The sequence below is a fragment of the Brevibacterium sediminis genome (assembly GCF_024895295.1).
Classification (GTDB): domain Bacteria; phylum Actinomycetota; class Actinomycetes; order Actinomycetales; family Brevibacteriaceae; genus Brevibacterium; species Brevibacterium sediminis.
In genome coordinates this window covers 186,592-202,110 of record NZ_JAHQRN010000002.1, presented here as the reverse complement: position 1 = coordinate 202,110, position 15,519 = coordinate 186,592, and the positions used below count along the sequence as shown (strand labels likewise).

Annotated in this window: 13 protein-coding genes; 4 read left to right on the top strand and 9 right to left on the bottom strand. The window is 66.1% G+C overall.

Annotated elements, in window-relative coordinates; genetic code table 11:
* Positions 1–78: 78 nt before the first annotated feature.
* Positions 79–1,554, top strand: a complete 1,476-nt coding sequence (locus KTJ89_RS05260; RefSeq protein ID WP_259356995.1) for a malate:quinone oxidoreductase — start codon at positions 79–81, stop codon at positions 1,552–1,554.
* Between the two features lie 108 nt (positions 1,555–1,662).
* Here KTJ89_RS05260 and KTJ89_RS05255 read toward each other — a convergent pair whose 3' ends face one another.
* The 3 genes from KTJ89_RS05255 to KTJ89_RS05245 form a co-directional block, all read right to left on the bottom strand.
* The gene (locus KTJ89_RS05255; protein ID WP_139469323.1) at positions 1,663–2,487 is read right to left on the bottom strand and encodes a bifunctional allantoicase/(S)-ureidoglycine aminohydrolase; all 825 of its coding nucleotides are present in this window, start codon (positions 2,485–2,487) and stop codon (positions 1,663–1,665) included.
* 34 nt (positions 2,488–2,521) lie between these two features.
* Positions 2,522–3,829: a DUF6986 family protein gene (locus tag KTJ89_RS05250; protein ID WP_259356994.1), complete on the bottom strand. Its 1,308-nt coding sequence runs from the start codon at positions 3,827–3,829 to the stop codon at positions 2,522–2,524.
* Between the two features lie 109 nt (positions 3,830–3,938).
* Positions 3,939–5,318: an NAD-dependent malic enzyme gene (locus KTJ89_RS05245; RefSeq protein ID WP_139469319.1), complete on the bottom strand. Its 1,380-nt coding sequence runs from the start codon at positions 5,316–5,318 to the stop codon at positions 3,939–3,941.
* 162 nt (positions 5,319–5,480) lie between these two features.
* Here KTJ89_RS05245 and KTJ89_RS05240 point away from each other — a divergent pair, with 162 nt between their 5' ends.
* Positions 5,481–6,260 carry an IclR family transcriptional regulator gene (locus tag KTJ89_RS05240; RefSeq protein ID WP_139907129.1) on the top strand — a complete coding sequence of 260 codons (780 nt, stop codon included), beginning with the start codon at positions 5,481–5,483 and terminating at the stop codon, positions 6,258–6,260.
* A gap of 25 nt (positions 6,261–6,285) precedes the next feature.
* Here the strand turns inward: KTJ89_RS05240 and aceE are convergent, their stop codons facing one another.
* From aceE to uraD, 4 genes are all read right to left on the bottom strand, one after another.
* Entirely contained in the window at positions 6,286–9,030 is a 2,745-nt protein-coding gene (aceE, locus tag KTJ89_RS05235; RefSeq protein WP_139907128.1) for a pyruvate dehydrogenase (acetyl-transferring), homodimeric type, read from the bottom strand.
* 95 nt (positions 9,031–9,125) lie between these two features.
* Positions 9,126–10,010: a factor-independent urate hydroxylase gene (pucL, locus tag KTJ89_RS05230; protein ID WP_139907127.1), complete on the bottom strand. Its 885-nt coding sequence runs from the start codon at positions 10,008–10,010 to the stop codon at positions 9,126–9,128.
* Between the two features lie 155 nt (positions 10,011–10,165).
* Positions 10,166–10,489 carry a hydroxyisourate hydrolase gene (uraH, locus tag KTJ89_RS05225; protein ID WP_181270990.1) on the bottom strand — a complete coding sequence of 108 codons (324 nt, stop codon included), beginning with the start codon at positions 10,487–10,489 and terminating at the stop codon, positions 10,166–10,168.
* Positions 10,486–10,977, bottom strand: a complete 492-nt coding sequence (gene uraD / locus KTJ89_RS05220) for a 2-oxo-4-hydroxy-4-carboxy-5-ureidoimidazoline decarboxylase (RefSeq protein WP_139469311.1) — start codon at positions 10,975–10,977, stop codon at positions 10,486–10,488. Before uraD ends, uraH begins: the two co-directional genes overlap by 4 nt.
* 199 nt (positions 10,978–11,176) lie before the next feature.
* Between uraD and KTJ89_RS05215 the strand changes: the two genes are divergently transcribed.
* Positions 11,177–12,370, top strand: a complete 1,194-nt coding sequence (locus KTJ89_RS05215) for a glycerate kinase (RefSeq protein WP_259356993.1) — start codon at positions 11,177–11,179, stop codon at positions 12,368–12,370.
* A complete protein-coding gene (gene bcp, locus KTJ89_RS05210) occupies positions 12,367–12,846 on the top strand; it encodes a thioredoxin-dependent thiol peroxidase (RefSeq protein ID WP_259356992.1) in 480 nt (159 codons plus the stop codon). Before KTJ89_RS05215 ends, bcp begins: the two co-directional genes overlap by 4 nt.
* Positions 12,847–12,937: 91 nt before the next feature.
* On the opposite strand, the gene KTJ89_RS05205 is transcribed toward bcp, so the two are convergent.
* On the bottom strand, positions 12,938–13,927 hold the full coding sequence (locus KTJ89_RS05205) for a DUF559 domain-containing protein (protein WP_259356991.1): 990 nt from the start codon (positions 13,925–13,927) through the stop codon (positions 12,938–12,940).
* 144 nt (positions 13,928–14,071) lie between these two features.
* On the bottom strand, positions 14,072–15,427 hold the full coding sequence (gene allB / locus KTJ89_RS05200; RefSeq protein ID WP_259356990.1) for an allantoinase AllB: 1,356 nt from the start codon (positions 15,425–15,427) through the stop codon (positions 14,072–14,074).
* Positions 15,428–15,519 lie beyond the last annotated feature (92 nt).

The following is a 15,519-nucleotide window of genomic DNA, read 5'->3' as shown; positions in this document are numbered from 1 at the left end:
GGGTTACAGGTGGGCCGATGCCGGAGAGTACCCTGAGAGACGAATACATGTAGTCAGAGACGAGGAATGAGAGTCCAAATGCCCTCACCGCAGGAAAAAGTCGACGTCGTCTTGATCGGCGGCGGCATCATGAGCGCCACTCTGGGCGCCATGCTGACCGAACTTCAGCCCGATTGGGACATCCGTGTCTACGAGAAGCTCGACTATGTGGCAACGGAGAGCTCCGACCCCTGGAACAACGCCGGGACCGGCCACGCCGCACTCTGCGAACTCAACTACACCCCCGAGGACTCCAACGGTCAGATCGACCTGGAGAAGGCCTCGAACATCAACCAGCAGTTCCACCACTCGCGCCAGTACTGGTCGCACCTCGTCGACACCGGTGTCATCACCGATCCGACGACCTTCATCAATCCCATCGCCCACGTCAGCTACGGACGCGGCGACAAGGGACGTGACTACATCAAGAACCGCTACGAGACGATGGTGCGCAATCCGCTGTTCGCGGACATGGAATACACCGAGGACGCGGACACTCAGGCCGAATGGCTGCCGCTGATGTTCTCCGGCCGTGGTCCCGGTCAGGTCAACGGCATCTCGCGCATCAAGCAGGGCACCGACGTCGACTTCGGCTCTCTGTCGTCTCAGCTGCTCAGCTACGTCGCCGCCAAGGGCGCGACCGTGCGCACCAGCCACCAGGTCACCGACCTCGACCGTTCCTCCGACGGCTGGACTCTCACCGTGAAGGATCTGCTCTCGCACGAGACCCACCAGGTGGGCGCGAAGTTCGTCTTCGTCGGCGCCGGCGGCGGTGCACTGCCGCTGCTGCAGAAGTCCGGCATCCCGGAGGGACGCGGCTACGGCGGCTTCCCGGTCTCCGGCTACTTCCTGCGCACCGCGAACCAGGATCTCGTCGCCCGCCACCAGGCGAAGGTGTACGGCCAGGCCGCTCAGGATGCTCCCCCGATGTCGGTGCCGCACCTCGACACCCGTGTCGTCGACGGCCAGGACTATCTGATGTTCGGCCCCTACGCCGGCTTCTCGCCGAAGTTCCTCAAGAAGGGCCGCTTCACCGATCTGCCGCTGTCCGTGCGCGGAAACAACATCGGCACGATGCTCAATGTCGCCAAGGACAACACGGATCTTGTCACGTACCTCCTCGGTGAGCTCGCCGCAACGAAGAAGGCACGCTTCGAGGCCCTGCAGACCTTCATCCCCTCCGTCGACCCCGCCGACTGGGAACTCATCCAGGCCGGTCAGCGCGTGCAGGTGATGAAGAAGGATCCGAAGAAGGGCGGCGTCCTCCAGTTCGGCACCGAACTCATCTCGTCCGCCGACGGTTCGCTGGCGACCCTGCTCGGTGCTTCACCGGGTGCCTCGACCGCGGTGCCGATCATGATCGAACTGCTCAAGACCTGCTTCCCGCGCGAGTTCGCGGGCTGGGAGAAGAGCTTCAAGGACATGATCCCGTCGCTCGGCCGCGACCTCGTCGATGACGAGACGCTACTCAGGGAGGTCTCCGAGTACACCTCGCGGACCCTGCAGCTCATCTGAGTGGACTGACGCACTCAGGCGACTGACATACAGGAGAAGCGGCTGGCCGGAATCCTTTCCGACCAGCCGCTTCTTGCGTTCCCTCAGGAGTTCGGAGCGTCGAGAAGCTCAGAGCTCGACCTGGCGGTTGACGTCCTTGTACAGCAGGTAGCGGAAGCGTCCGGGCCCTCCGGCATAGCAGGCCTGCGGGCAGAAGGCGCGCATGGAGATGAAGTCGCCCTCCTGCACCTCGACCCAGTCGCCGTTGAGACGGTAGACGGCCTTGCCCTCGAGCACGTAGAGGCCGTGCTCCATCTCATGCGTCTCTGCGAACGGGATGACCGCTCCGGCTTCGAAGGTGACGATGTTGACGTGCATGTCGTAGGCGAGGTCGTCCGGGTCGAGCGGGCGGGTCGTGCGCCAGCGTCCGTCGGTTCCGGGCATCGGCGACGGTTCGACATCGGCTTCGTTGCCGAACTTCGCCTCAGGGGTCAGTCCCGCCACGGGCTGGTAGCGTTTGCGCACCCAGTGGAAGCGGGCCGCCTCGGTGCCAGTGGACGTCGCCGACCACGTCGATCCGGCGGGCAGGAACGCGAACCCACCCGGAGTCAGCGTGTGCGCGGTGCCCTCATGGGTGACCTCGAGCGTTCCGGCCATGACGAAGAGGAACCCTTCGACCTCGGGCTGCGGTTCCGGCGCCTGCGAGCCGCCGCCGGGTGCGACTTCGAGGATCGTCTGCGAGAACGTCACCGCGCCCCCGGCCACGGGCTTGCTCAGCACCCACGACCGGGTCCCGGTCCACTCGGGCAGATTTGAAGTGACGATATCGCGCATCACTCCGCGCGGGATGACCGTATAGGCCTCGGTGACGAGGGCACGGTCGGTGAGCAGATCGGACTGCGGCGGGTGGCCGCCGGTCGGGGCCCAGTAGGTGTACGGGTCGGTCGTCGTCATGGGCAGGGTCTCCTTCGGTCGGTGGTCAGTGGGCTCAGTCGAGCGAGCCGGTGCGGGCGAGCTGCCCGAGTTGGGTGAGGCTGAGGTTCGTCCGCGAGGTCACGAACTCCTCGGTGTGGGCTCCGCAGACGAGCCCTCGGTCGAGGTAGCGGGCGAGCGCCTTCGCGGTCGCGGGTTCGTCGAGGACCGTCGAATCCGCCTTGAACACGTAGTCGTGCAGGCGCTGCGCCGCCCGTGGCCCGCCTTCGCGGTAGAAGGCGAAGGTCGCCAGGAACCTGGTCGGCAGCTGGTGCGGGTGCAGATCCCAGCCCTGGTAGATCCCTCGTTTGAGGTGGCGGCGGACGAGGCCGGCGTGCAGCGCCCACGCGTGGTGGACCTCTGCGGGTTCGCCGAGCGGGAGGATGTTCGTCGACCCGTCGGAGAGGTGGACTCCGGTGCCCGCGACGGCGAGCATCATCTGGTTCTTCGCGAAATCCGCGACCGGATGGTCCATCGCCTGGTAGGCCGCAGCCACTCCCATCGACGCCGAATAGTCATAGGTTCCGTAGTGCAGCGAAGTCACGCGCCCGGCCCCGGCCTGCAGCGCCGTCGCCAGCGGCACGGTGCCATCGGCGGCGAGGACGAGCTGCGGGGTCTCGACTTGGATCTCGAAGGTGATAGTCCCTTCACCGAGGCTGTGCTCGGCTTCCAGCGCTCGCGCGGCGAGCACCATCGCCCGGACCTGATCGACGGTGCTGACCTTCGGGAGGGTGAGCACGAGATTCTCCGGCAGGCTGCCGCCTGCCTTGATGAGTTCGGAGAGGAACAGGTCGAGAGTGCGCAGACCGCGTTCCCGGGTCGCTGACTCCATGCATTTGAACCGGATGCCGACGAAGCCGGGGGCTGCCTTCTCCGCGCGGCCGGCCACCGCATCGCGGGCGGCCTGGACGACCCACCGATCCTCGGTCTCATCCCCCTGGTCGCCGAATCCGTCTTCGAAGTCCAGACGCAGGTCCTCGATCGGCTCACGTTCGAGTTTCGCGGTGACCGCCTCGGCGAGGAGTTCGGCCTCCCGGGCAACCTGGTGGATGCTGGGCACCTGACCGGGGATCGCGGGACCGGATTCCTTCCGGGCGGCGGTGATGACGCGTTCGGCCAGCTGCAGCATTCCGCCGTGGGCCTCGACGCATTCGAGCGCCTGCTGCCCCCACTGGTACGGCAGGTCGGCACTCGTGCGGTGTCCGGGCACGTACACGGTGTGCACTGGCTGGCGGACGTCGCGATCACCGGGGTACGCGGTCGCCAGAAGCTCGTCCGTGTCTCCCAGCAGTGAGTCGATATCGGCGAGTGTTGATCGTTCCACTTTCACATTCTCTTTCTCTGCACGGGGTTCGACGGCGAGGCGGCGATGCCTGACCTGGCCTCATTGTCTCTCATTCTCCGTCCCCAGGCACGCAAGGCTCTCTGGGGTTTCAGGACGAGACTCGGGCGACCGCCTCGGCGACCTTCTTCGCGACTTCGGGATCGAACACGGAGGGGATGACGTAGCCGGGGTGGAGTTCGTCCTCGGGGATGCACGAGGCGATGGCATCGGCGGCGGCAACCATGATGTTCTCATCCACGTCGCGGGCTTCGGCGTCGAGGAGTCCGCGGAAGATTCCGGGGAACGCGAGCACATTGTTGATCTGGTTCGGGAAGTCGCTGCGGCCGGTGGCCACGACGGCTGCGTGTTTCGCCGCCTCGGCGGGGTCCACCTCGGGGTCGGGATTGGCCATGGCGAAGACCAGCGCGTCCTTGTTCATCGCCGCGATATCGTCACCGTCGAGCACATTCGGGGCGGAGACGCCGATGAACGCGTCGGCGCCGACGACGGCTTCCTTGAGGGTGCCGGAGAAGCCTTCGGGGTTCGTATTCGCCTGCAGCCACTTCTTGTGGTCGGTGTCGACCGTCGAGTCCGGGCCGATCGCCCCGTCGCGGCCGCAGGCGATGATGTTCGCGGCACCGGCGACCTGGAGGAGGCGGATGATGGCGTTGCCGGCCGCGCCGACTCCGGAGACGACGATGCGCAGGTCCTCGATCTTCTTGTCGACGACCTTGAGCGCGTTCTTCAGCGCGGCGAGGGTGACGACGCCGGTGCCGTGCTGGTCATCGTGGAAGACGGGGATGTCGAGTTCCTCGCGCAGCCGGGCCTCGATCTCGAAGCAGCGCGGGGCAGCGATGTCTTCGAGGTTGATTCCGCCGTAGGCCGGTGCGATGGCCTTGCAGATGGAGATGATCTCCTCGGTGTCCTTCGTGTCGAGGGCCACCGGCCAGGCGTCGACATCGGCGAACTGCTTGAACAGCACGGCTTTGCCCTCCATCACCGGCATGGCCGCTTCGGGGCCGATATCGCCGAGGCCGAGCACCGCGGTGCCGTCGGTGACCACGGCGACGGTGTTGCGTTTGATCGTCAGCCGACGCGCATCCTCTTTGTTCTCAGCGATCGCCTTGCACACACGGGCCACACCCGGGGTGTAGGCGCGGGAGAGGTCGTCGCGGTTGCGCAGGGGCACCTTCGGGGTGGATTCGAGCTTGCCGCCGAGGTGGAGCAGGAAGGTCCGGTCCGACACCTTGTGGACGTCGACTCCGGGCAGGGCACCCAGCGCATCGGAGACTTCGTCGGCATGGGCGACGTCGCGGGTATCGGCGCTGACGTCGATGATGACCGAGCGCGGAGTGGACTCGACGACGTCGAGGGCGGTGACTGACGCGCCGGCGGCGGCGGCCGCGGCGACGAGGTCGGAGGTCGAGGCCTGACCGACCTGGGTGCCGACGCGCAGAGTGATGGAGTATCCGGGGCTGGTGGCGACCATGGGCAATATCCTCCTTGATATCGAGTTTCCGTATTATGGATAATAACTTTTGCCTAGTGGAAATACTAGACGGTGTCAGTGGATTCGGAAAGTTTCTTCCATTTCGGGACTAGACTGAACGGAGTTTCACTGCCGAGACTCACCACAGATTAAGGAACATCGATGAGCAGCAAGGACACCCCGGCGATCCGCCAGTCCAAGGGCGGCGTGCAGTCCGTCGAACGCGCGTTCGGACTGCTTGAGTGCATCGCTAACTCCGCAGGATCGGCGACGCTGAGCCATATCGCCGCGGACGTCAATCTGCCCCTGCCGACGATCCATCGTCTGCTCAACACCCTGGTCAACCTCGGTGTGGTCCGTCAGCTGCCCGACCGCGGCTATGCGCTCGGGCCCGGGCTGGTGCGACTCGGCGATATCGCCGGCTCCCAGCTCGGTGCCGTCGCCCGCCCTTATCTGCGCGAGCTCGTCGCCGAGCTCGGGGAGTCGGCGAATGTGGCGACGATGGACGGAGACATGGTGGTCTACGTCGATCAGGTCGCCTCCGAACGCCAGATGAGGATGTTCACCGAGGTGGGACGCCGTGCCCATATGCATGCCACCGGGGTCGGCAAGGCCATTCTCGCGGGGCTCGAGTCCGAGCAGGTCCGGCATATCGCCGCCACCGCCGGCATGCCCACCCCCACGGAATACAGCATCGGGACGATCGAAGACCTCGAGGCCGAGCTGGGCCGCATCCGTGAGCGCGGCTATGCCATCGACGAGCAGGAGCAGGAGCTCGGCGTGCGCTGCTTCGCCATGGCTATCCCGGACTCCCCCGCTCCTTTGGCGATCTCCGTATCGGGTCCGATCAGCCGCGTCGACCAGTCGTTCGCCGATCGCGCCGTGCCCCTGCTCAAAGACGCGGCCGCCCGCATCTCCGCAGAGATGCAGAGCGGCCGCTGACTCTGGCTTCAGCTCCCGGACCGGGTCAGGAGTCTCCGCCGGCCGTTCCCGAGGTGCCGGCGTTGACGTCGTTCAGACGATAACGTCGAGCCGCCTCGGCGGGAATGGATCCGTCGATCTCACCGCGCTTGGCAAGCAGCTGCAGGGTGCGCACGACCATCGAGTGCGCGTCGATCTTGAAGTGCCTGCGCGCGGCGGCGCGGGTGTCGGAGAAACCGAACCCGTCGGCGCCGAGCGTCGCGAAATCGTGGTCCAGGTACGGCCGAATGAGATCCGGCTGGGTGGAGTCGAAGTCGCTCGTGGCCACGATCGGGCCAGGCTGACCCTCCAGCTTCTGACGCACGTACGGGACGCGGTCGGCCGACTCGGTGCCGTCGGCGGCGCTGAGCTCCGCGGCTTCGCATTCGAGGCCGTCGCGGCGCAGCTGCGCCCATGAGGTCACTGACCACACGGCGGCATCGACGCCCCAGTCGGCGGCGAGCAGGTCCCGGGCCTCGAGAGCCCAGGGCACGGCCACACCGGAGGCGAGCAGCTGCGCTTGCGGACGGTCGCCGGGGGCCGCCTCGGCGACGCGGTGGATGCCCTTGAGGATGCCCTCGACGTCGACGTCCTCCGGTTCGGCCGGCTGGAGCATCGGCTCGTTGTACACGGTGAGGTAGTACATGACGTTGCGCTCGTCCTCGCCGAGGTCGTGCTCTCCGTACATGCGATGCAGACCGTCGCGGACGATGTGCCCGATCTCATAGCCGAAGGCCGGATCAAAGACGCGCACGGCCGGGTTCGTGGCCGCGAGCACCGGGGAATGTCCGTCGGCGTGCTGCAGGCCCTCACCAGTCAGGGTCGTGCGTCCGGCGGTGGCGCCGATGATGAACCCGCGGGTCATCTGGTCGCCGGCGGCCCAGAAGGCGTCACCGGTGCGCTGGAACCCGAACATCGAGTAGAACACGTAGATCGGGATCATCGGTTCGCCGTGGGTGGAGTACGCGGTTCCCGCGGCGGTGAATCCGGCCGCGGCACCGGCCTCGTTGATGCCCACGTGGAGGAGCTGACCGCTGGTGGCCTCCTTGTACGAGAGGAACATCTCGCGGTCGACGGCGAGGTAGTTCTGCCCGTTCGGGTTGTAGATCTTCGCGGTCGGGAAGAACGCGTCGATGCCGAAAGTGCGGGCCTCATCGGGGATGATGGGCACGATCCGCTCGCCCAGCCCCTTCTCTCGCATGAGGTCCTTGAGCAGCCGGACGAAGGCCATCGTCGAGGCGGCCATCTGCTGGCCCGAGCCCTTCTTCGTCTGTGCGAACGCCTTGTCGCTGGGCGCGGGCAGGGTGATCTTGTTGTGCTCGGGTTTGCGTGCCGGCAGGAATCCGCCGAGCTGACGCCGACGGTCGAGCATGTACTGGATCTCTTCGGAATCCTTGCCCGGGTGGTAATAGGGCACCGCGTACGGGTCCTCGTCGATGACCTTGTCGCTGATCGGAATGTCCATCCGATCGCGGAAGGCCTTGACGTCGTCGGCGGTGAACTTCTTCATCTGGTGCGTAGCGTTGCGGGACTCGAACGTCGTGCCCAGGCCGTAGCCCTTGACGGTCTGCACGAGGATGACGGTCGGCTTGCCCTTGGTGTTCACGGCCTTCTGGTAGGCGGCGAAGACCTTGTGATAATCGTGGCCGCCGCGCTTGAGGTTCCAGATGTCGTCGTCGGAGAGGTGGTCGACGAGCCCCTTCGTCGCAGGTGTCCGGCCGAAGAAGTTGTCGCGGATGAATCCGCCGGACTCGGCCTTGAAGGTCTGGTAGTCACCGTCGAGGGTCTCGTTCATGATCTTCACGAGGTCGCCGGTGCGGTCCTTGGCCAGCAGGTCGTCCCATTCGCGGCCCCACAGCACCTTGATGACGTCCCAGCCGGCGCCGGTGAAGGTCGCCTCGAGCTCCTGGACGATCTTGCCGTTTCCGCGCACGGGTCCGTCGAGACGCTGGAGGTTGCAGTTGATGACGAAGGTGAGGTTGTCCAGCCCTTCGTTCGCGGCCAGCTGCAGGGCGCCGCGCGATTCGGGTTCGTCCATCTCGCCGTCGCCGAGGAACGCCCACACCCGCTGATCCGAGGTGTCGGAGATGCCGCGGTTGTGGAGGTAGCGGTTCATCTGCGCCTGGTAGATAGCGTTGATCGGGCCAAGACCCATCGACACGGTCGGGAACTGCCAGAACTCCGGCATCAGCCGTGGGTGCGGATACGAGCTCAGTCCGTGCGGGGCACGCGAGACCTCCTGCCGGAACCCGTCGAGGTCGGCCTCGGTCAGGCGGCCCTCGAGGAACGCCCTGGCGTACATTCCCGGTGAGGCATGGCCCTGGAAGAAGACCTGATCGCCACCGCCGGGGTGGTCCTGACCGCGGAAGAAGTTGTTGAATCCGATTTCGTAGAGCGTGGCGGCGCCGGCGTAGGTGGAGATGTGCCCGCCCACGGAGATCTCGGGCCGCTGCGCCCGATGGACGAGCATGGCGGCGTTCCACCGCAGCCATCTGCGGAAGCGGCGCTCGACCTTCTCCTCGCCGGGATAGAACGGTTCCTGGTCAACGGGGATGGTGTTGACGTAGTCAGTGGTGGTGACCTTGGGCTGGGCGACGGAGTTCGTGGCCGCGCGTGCACGCAGCGCCTCCATGATCTCGCCCGCGCGCTGGGTTCCGCGCGCGTCGACGAGCCCTTCCCAGGACTCGATCCATTCATCGACCTCTTCGTCGACGTTTCCCCTCGGACTCGCCGAGGTTGTGTCCTGTGTCATATCGGGGTTTCCTTCTCACGGGGTCCGGGCTCCCGGAACAGTACCCCGGGAGCCCGGAGATGGAAAGTCCTGTCTCAGCAGGTGATGTTCAGATCTCAGCAGAAGCCGGCGACCTGTGCCCATGCGTCCTTGTTCTCGTCGACGCCTTCACGGGTGAAGGTGGCTTCGATGAGGCCGTAGGGGCGGTCGGCGACGATGAAGACCTCGTTCGGGTTCTCGAGCCCGAAACGTTCGATGTCATAGAGGAAGTGGTGCTTGTTCGGGCAGGAGAAGCGGATCTCGTCGATCTCCGGCACGGCCTCGATGACCTTCTCGCCCATCTGGTACAGCGTGTGCTGCAGGGCGTGGGAGAAGTGATCGGTGAAGGAGTCGAGGATGATCTCCTTGACCTTGGTGTACACGGCTTCGAAGTCGAGGTCGGTGGTGTTGTAGATCCACCGGGTGGCGATATCGGTCGCGAGGATGCGGTCCTGGGTCTCCGGCAGGGTCGTGTACTTGTCCTTCGGGTAGCCGACGAAGCCCGACTCCGTGGTCTTGAGCACGGTGAGTCCGTTGAAGCCGGAGATCAGCGTGTCCTTGTCGCCGTCTCGGGTGAAGACGACGGTGCGGACTTCGGGTGCGGACTTGTAGAACGAGTGCTTGTGGTCGTTGATCCGGTCCCAGCCGTATTCTTCGGCTTCCCAGCGTCCGCCGGTGACCCAGTCGAAGCTTGAGGTGAAATGGTCGGCCAGGCCCATGAGGAACTGTTCGGGCGAGCTCACGCCCAGCTCCTTGGCCTTCGCGAAGACCGTGTTCTTCTGGGTGTCGGTGGCGACGACGTGCTCGTTGTTGCCTTCGGTGTGAGCGGTCTCGAAGTCGCCCCACAGCTGTGAGGTGACATTGAGATCGCGGATCTCGTGGCGGTCGGTGTCGCGGTAGACCCGCATGAGTCGGTTCTCCGCCTTGCCGTACTGGTTCGATGTCAGTCGGACCTTGCTCATTTTCTTCCTCCAGTTCGTCGGCGTGCGCACCTGCACACGCCGTGACCATTCGTTTGGCGAGGCCTGCCGGCAGGGACCGGTCGGCTTCGGCGGTTTGTTGAGGATGGAGATCCTGCAGGGGGCCTGCTTCCCCTGTGAGCGATTGTGGGCGCGGCTCAGCTGCCGCGGTAGGTGCTGTAGGCGAAGGGGCTGAGCAGCAGGGGAATGTGATAGTGCTCCTGCCCGGCCTGGACGGTGAAGTCGATGGTGACCACGGGGTGGAAGTGATCGATCTCGCGGGCAGCGAAGTAGTCGCCGGTGCCGAAGACGATTCGGTAGTCCCCCGGCTCGAGGTGGTCGGGGCCGAAGTCGGAGACTCGCCCGTTGTCGTCGGTGCGGGCCGAGACGATGACTTCGGCACCGGAGTAGAGAGTGACCTCGAGGTCGGCGGCGGGGGTGCCGACCATGGAGTCGAGCGCGTGGGCGGTGATGAAGCTCATGAGAGGATCCCTTCGAGTCTCAGTTCGGCGATCTGGATGAGCTGCTGCCCGACCTCGGCGGTCTCATCCTCGTCGGTGTTGTCCATGCGGCGCTGCAGTTCGGAGAGGATCTCCTCAGGGGTGCGACCGGCGGCGCGGATGAGGAAGACGCGGTCGAAGCGGTCTTCGTAGGCGGCGTTGCCCGCGGCCAGCTGGGACTGCACGTCTGCTTCCAAGGTGCCGAGTCCGGCCTGTTCACGGCTCGAATGGGCCGCCTCGGCGCTGTCACCCTTCGCCTTCTCACCGATGCGCGGATGATGGGACATCGCCGCGTCGATCTCGGCGGTGGTCAGCGGTGCGGCGGCGCGGGACGCCGCCTCGGCGGAGTCGAGGTCGGCCAGGGGGCGGGCGTCGACGATCGCGTCGATCCACCGGTCGACGTCGAGGCAGGGACGCAGAATTCCGCGGGCATCATCGGCTGGGAGTCGGTTGAACTCGGCCAGGTCCACGGTGACCTCCTTGGCAGGCGCTGAATGACTTTCACCGTTCGGAATACCATTTCCGAACAACTGCTCCGAGTCTGCTGGGCGTCATCGGCAATGTCAAATTGCTCACACATTTTTGTGGAAACTTTCTTCCGTATAGTGGATACTGTTCGTGTGGCAACCGCCGCACACCCGGCCATCGACGATGAGGTTGAATGAGTGCATGAGCCTGACAACGACAGATCAGACCCCGTCAATCGTCTGCGCCCCTGACTCATTCAAGGGTTCGGCCTCCGCTCCGGCCGCCGCAGCCGCCATGGCCCGCGGAGCTCGAGCAGTCTTCCCCAGCGCACGAGTCACCGAACTGCCCTTCGCCGACGGCGGGGAGGGCACGCTCGACGCCCTGCTCGCCGTCTGGGGAACCCGGCCGCGCACCGTCGACACGGTCGATGCCCTGGGCAGGACCGCCTCGGCGGACTTCGGCCTCTCCCCCGACGGAAAGACCGCGGTCATCGAGGCGGCCCAAGCCAATGGCCTGCCGCAGGTCTCGGACGTGGAGCTGCGGCCCGAACGCGCCGACACCTATGGTGTCGGGCTCATCGCGACCGCGGCGCTCGACCTCGGCGTCGAGGAGATCCTGCTGTGCATCGGCGGCTCGGCGAGCACGGACGGCGGGACCGGAATACTGGCCGCCCTCGGCGCCCGTTTCACCGATGCCGCAGGTCAGCCGGTCGCGCCGGGCGGAGGCGGCCTGGCCGCGATCGCTGCGGTCGACACCTCGGGGCTGGACCAGAGGGCGACGGCCGTGCGGTGGCGCATCGCCGTCGACGTCGACAATCCGCTCACCGGGCCCCGTGGGGCCGCTGCGGTCTTCGGTCCGCAGAAAGGGGCGGACGCGGACTCGGTGGCCGTGCTCGATTCCGGACTCGCTCACCTGGCGGAGGTGCTCACCGGCACCTCTGCCGAGGCGAAAGACCTGGCGGCGACTCCGGGATTCGGGGCTGCCGGCGGGATTCCGCTGGCGCTGACGACGCTGCTCGGCGCCGAGGTGGTGCCCGGATCGACGATGGTCGCCGATGCCGTGGGACTGTCCGAGGCTCTGGCCGACGCCGATTTCGTACTCACCGGAGAGGGGTCCTTCGATTCCCAATCCCTGGGCGGGAAGGTCGTCGCGGCCGTGCGGGACCATGCCCCCGCCTCGGCGAGGGTGATCGTCATCGCTGGTCGGGTCGGTCTGACCGCCGCGGAATGTCGGGAAGCCGGGATCACGGCGGCGCTGTCGATCGCACCGGGACCGGCGGACCTCACCACCCTGTCCGAGCGCGCCGAAGCGCTCATCGAGGACACGGCCGCGCAGGCGTGCGCACTCAGCGCGCCGCCGGACGCACCATTTCAACGACGAAAGGACGCACCATGACCACGACCACTCAGACTCAGCTCACCGTCGGAGATATCGCTCCCGACTTCACGCTCACCGACGCCGACGGGCGGACGGTGTCGAAGGCCGACTATGCCGGCCGCAGCGTCATCCTCTACTTCTACCCGAAGGCCGCATCGCCGGGGTGCACAACGGAGGCCTGCGACTTCCGGGACAACCTCTCGGCGCTGGCGGCCGCCGGCTTCGAGGTCCTCGGGGTCTCCCCCGATGACACCGAATCGCTCAAGGAGTTCGCCGCCGAGGAGGGGCTGACCTTCTCGCTGCTCTCCGACCCGGGTGCTGCGGTGGCGAAGGCCTACGGCAGCTATGGACAGAAGACGGTCGGCGAGCACACGTTCCAGGGCACCCAGCGCTCGACCTTCGTCATCGGCGCCGACGGCACGCTCACCCACGCCGAGTACAACGTCGACGCCCGCGGCCACGTGGCCCGCCTCCGCGAAGAGCTCAACGCCTGACCCCCCCTAATTACTACCTGGCGGCGGCGGTGCCACCTCGCGCGAGGTGGCACCGCCGCCGCCACCTGCGTCTGGGAGCGTTTCCGGGCACTCAGTTCGTGCGCAGACGGGTGGCGAGCTCTCCGAGGATCCGCTCGAACGGAGCCGCGCGGAAGAGATCGCCGTATGTGAGCCGGATGATCGTGTACCCCCTGGCTTCGAGTGCGGCCTGACGCGCCTTCTCCGCGGCGATGCTCTCTTCCGGCGAACGTCCATTCATCGTGTACTTCTCCATGCCGTCGATCTCGATGATCAGACGGGCATCGTGATTGCAGAAGTCGACTCGGGCGACAACGCCTCCGGAGTGGTCGAAGAATTCGACTTGTGGTTCGAAGCCGATGATTCCGTGTTCGAAGAAGCGCACTGCTGCGATCGACTCCGACGGGGCTTCGCGCCTGCCATCAGTGAGGTCGAGGGCGCGCAGCACCGCCGCGTCCCCGCGTAGTTCGGGGCATTCGGCCAGCACCGCCTCGATGCGGAATCGCGCGGTGCGGCGTCGGCGGATCACCTCGTCGAGCATCGGCACCGACATATCGGGTCCGTAGTCGCGGGCGACGTCGATGAGCGTCCGTTCCATCGTCGTCACCGCATAGATGCCGACCATCTGGCGATGTGGTGACGGAACCTCTCTGTCCCGGACATAGAGGTGCTTGTACTTGCGGCTGATGTTGGGACGCAGCACCTCCACCCTGGACTCGGCCGGATAGGCGATCGGGAGGCCGTGGATGAGCGCCGCCGACAGATGCGAGAAGACCTCACGCCCCTTCGTCACTCGCCACCGTCCAGAAGCGGTGTGGATCTTCTCAGCACGAGTCCGGATGAGTACGCGAAGACGCTCGATCTCATCACGCATGTCGCCGTGGTGGCCGAACTCCTCGAAGTCCTCTTCACTCAGTGCCGACCAGATCGGCTCATGTCGCGCGTCCGTGCAGGAGCCGATGGCCACATATCGTCCTCGCGCTACGCGTTCGAGGCAGCACTTCTCCCCGCGCCGAATCTCGTCTTTGGTGAACCCGAGCCGATAGAGCTTCTGCGTCGTCATACTTAAGTACATGACACCAAACTGCACTTTTGACCTTCAAAAGACAATAACCGAGAGCAATCTGTGGATAACTTCTCCCCACAACTACCTGACGGCGGCCGTGCCACCTCGCGCGAGGTGGCACGGCCGCCGTCAGGTAGTAAATCAGCGGGCTTTGAGGAGGCGGCCTCCCGGGGTCTCGAAGTCGACCGGGGCCCCACGCAGCACCGTCTGCGTGACCCGACCGCGGACGGTGCGGGTGTCGTACGCGCTGATCTGGTTGCGATGCCAGAGCTCCGTCGCCCGCACGGTCCACTCGTCGTCGGGGGCGAAGACGGCGAAGTCCGCGTCATTGCCTTCGGCGATCGAACCCTTGCCTTCGACCCGAGCCACGGCCGCCGGTGCCGCGGACATCCAGCGGACCACCTCGGCGAGCTCGATTCCGCGCTTCGCGGCTTCGGTCCACACGAGCGAGAGTCCCAGCTGCAGCGACGAGATCCCACCCCACGCCGCACCGAAGTCGCCCGTGTCGAGCAGCTTCAGCTCGGCCGTCGAGGGCGAATGGTCGGAGACGATGCAGTCGATCGTGCCGTCGATGAGGCCCTGCCACAGCGCCTCCCGGTTCGATTCCTCGCGGATCGGCGGGCAGCACTTGTGCGTGGTCGCCCCGTCCGGGATCTCCTCGGCAGTGAAGACGAGGTAGTGCGGGCAGGTCTCGACGGTGAGCTTGACCCCTTCAGCCTTGGCCGCAGCGATCTGATCGAGCGCATCCGCCGAGGACAGGTGCAGGATGTGCGCCCGGGCACCGGTCTCCCGAGCAGCGTCGATGACGCGAGCGATCGCGACGTTCTCGGCCTCGCGGGGGCGCGTGGCGAGGAAGTCAGCGAACCTCGGACCCGAGTTCTTCGGTGCCGAGGTCATCACCTCGTGATCCTCGGCATGGACGATGAGCATTCCGTCGAAGGAGGCGATCTCGGCCATGTCCGCCGTCATCTCCGCCGGTTCCAGCGGCGGGAACTCCTCGACGCCGGAGTCCTCGAGGAAGCATTTGAACCCGTAGACGCCGGCCTCATGCAGGGGGCGCAGATCCGCGGTGTTGCCGGGGATCGCCCCGCCCCAGAAGCCGACGTCGACGAAGGCCTTGGGCTCGGCGACCGCCCGTTTCGTCTCCAGGGCTGCGACGTCGACCGTCGGTGGCAGCGAGTTCAGCGGCATGTCGACGATCGTCGTCACTCCCCCGGCCGCGGCCGCGCGGGTGGCGCTGGCGAAGCCCTCCCATTCGGCGCGACCGGGATCGTTGACGTGGACGTGGGAGTCGACGAGACCGGGCAGCAGCACCTGATCATCCGCGATCTCGATGACTTTCACCTCCGCCGAGGCGGCCGTGCCCAGATCCTGTCCACCGCGGGCGATCTCGGCGATCTTCCCGTCCCTGACCCCGATCGTCACCGGTTCGATGCCCTCGGGCAGCAGAGCCTTCTCGGCATGGATGATCAGGTCGAAGTCGGCGTCGTTGCTCATGTTCCTCCTCGGTCGCCCGCCCCTGGGGGCCGGTGGATTCAGTTTCGGTATACCGTTCTAGCCTACTCGGCTCGGGCGGTTCGGCCCAGCCC